Genomic DNA, 2,205 nt, shown 5'->3' with positions numbered 1-2,205 from the left:
AACGTCTCGGTCGACGGGATGACCGCCGACACCTATCGGAAATTCACCGGGTTCAAATTCGACTTCGGCCGGTTCGTTGAAAACGTCAAATGGCTCTACGCCAATCGGGGCAACTGTGAAATCGCGGTCAAGATCCCGGCCGAACTCATCGACGAGGCGGAACGTCAAGCCTTCTTCGACACCTTCGGCGACCATTGCGATCGCATCTTCGTTGAGAATTTCGCGCCGTGCTGGCCGCAATTTGACATTGCGCAGTACACCGGCGTCGAAATCAGCCGCGGCATCTATCAGCAGGATGTGGGCGACACCGACACTTGCCCGTACATTTTCTACGGCTACTCGGTGAATGCCGACGGCCTGGTCAGCGCCTGCTTTCTCGATTGGGGACGCAAGCTGGTGATCGGGGATGTGCGCCGGCAGTCTATGAAGGAAATCTGGACTTCGCAGTTGATGAACGCGCTGCGTCTGCAGCATCTTGAAGGCCGGCGCCGGCAGAACGCCGTCTGTGGCGGTTGCGGCCAGCTCAGTCATTGCCTGCCGGACAATATCGATGCTCACCGGCTGGAGCTGCTCGCCAAGTTCAAGGAAGCGGTTCACCTGGAACCTTCAGCCACGGCGCCGGGCGGTATTGTTTCAGGCCCAGAGGTAACCGAGGCGGCGGCATGAGAATTCTGCACATTGCCGCTCATTTGGGCGGCGGCATCGGTAAGGCCCATGCGGCGATCGCTCGCGAGTTGCCGCGCGATGTCGAGCAGACGTTCCTGTTGCTCGAACCGCCGATCGACCGGCGACACGCGCACGTTATCGTGCGCTCCGGGGGCCGTGTCGTTGTCGAGCGCGATCCCGCGCAGATTCGCGCGCTGGCTCTCCAAGCCGATATTGTCCAGCTTGAGTATTGGGGCCACCCGCTTTTGAACCAATATGCGCAGCTTGCTTTCGCGCCGGGCGTCAAAACCGTATGCTGGTCTCACGTCTCCGGTCTGTTCGCGCCGGCGCTACCTACCTTCCTGGCAGTCGATCGGCTTGTGCTTACTAGCGATATTTCGCTGCCAATCGTGCCGTGGGCAATTCGCAACAGAACCTCCGTCATCAATAGCGGTTTCGGCTTCACTGGGATGCGGTCGCACGCGCGGCCGCCCTTGCGAAAGCCGGCGATCGCCTATCTCGGCACTGTCGACTTCAAAAAACTGCATCGCGAAATCTTCGACGCTGTAGACGCCCTCGACGATGACATGGATGGTGACTTGGCGCCGATAGCATTGTGGGGTCACATCAACCCTGAAGTGGCAGCCTGGGCGGCCGCAATGCGCCACCCTGAACGGATCGCGCTGCGGGGCCACACGCTCGACCCTCTGTCGGCGCTCGCCGAAGCCGATATCTTTTTTTATCCGCTGCGGCGCGACCACTACGGCACCGCCGAGAATGCGCTCGTCGAGGCGATGTCGATGGGTCTTGTCCCGGTCGTGCTTGATAATCCGGCGGAGACGAAAATCGTCGCCCATGGCAAGTCTGGGTTTGTCGCGCACACCATCGACGAATGCGTGTCGTGCCTGAGGCGACTCGTGCAGACACCCTCGCTCCGCGAGCAGATGGCAGCTAACGCTGCGCGAGCGGCGCAAAGAAAGTCACCGGCGCACTCGGCCGACGCATTCGTGGCGTTATGGGCCGGTCTGGTCGCCGAACGCAGCAGCACGCAGGTGAGGCAATATGCTTGATCTACCAAATCTCACACTGGTGGCGATTTACACCGTCGCCCACGAACTGACGGAGATGGCGGTCGCCGAGTGCACCCGGCACGTCCGCTTCGGCGATGTGAAGCTCTTTACCGACCGACCTCTACGATCGCAGACCGAAGCCATCCAGATCGAACCGTTCGTTGACTTGAAGCAAGCCGGCGTGTTTACGGCCTATGAGGTGCCACGCTACATCAAGACCAGCCATGTACTGTTCATTCACTGGGACAGCTGGATCGTTGATCCCGCGATGTGGCGGCCGCAGTTTCTCGATTGCGATTATATCGGGGCGCCGTGGTGGTATCGCGATGGACTTAATGTCGGTAACAGCGGCTTCTGTATTCGCTCCAAAGCGCTAATCGATTTTTTGGCAGCCCATCCAGCGGAATTTCCGCTGGCCATGCCTGAGGATGACGTTCTGTGCCGGCAGTATCGTCCGCGGCTCCCGCAATTTAAGTGGGCTGACGAGGCG

3 protein-coding genes are annotated in these 2,205 nt (G+C 60.0%); all 3 read left to right on the top strand.

Annotation, left to right across the window (positions count from 1 at the left end; translation table 11 throughout):
• The coding region (locus WB528_RS03030; RefSeq protein ID WP_423886950.1) for an SPASM domain-containing protein at positions 1-666 on the top strand (666 nt) is incomplete at its 5' end.
• On the top strand, positions 663-1,715 hold the full coding sequence (locus WB528_RS03025; protein ID WP_423886949.1) for a glycosyltransferase: 1,053 nt from the start codon (positions 663-665) through the stop codon (positions 1,713-1,715). The genes WB528_RS03030 and WB528_RS03025, both read left to right, overlap by 4 nt.
• The coding region (locus WB528_RS03020) for a DUF5672 family protein (protein ID WP_423886948.1) at positions 1,708-2,205 on the top strand (498 nt) is incomplete at its 3' end. The genes WB528_RS03025 and WB528_RS03020, both read left to right, overlap by 8 nt.

The organism is Bradyrhizobium sp., from assembly GCF_049586575.1.
Lineage (GTDB): Bacteria > Pseudomonadota > Alphaproteobacteria > Rhizobiales > Xanthobacteraceae > Bradyrhizobium.
The sequence above is the reverse complement of the archived record's forward strand: the minus strand, read 5'-3'. Positions and strand labels throughout refer to the sequence as shown.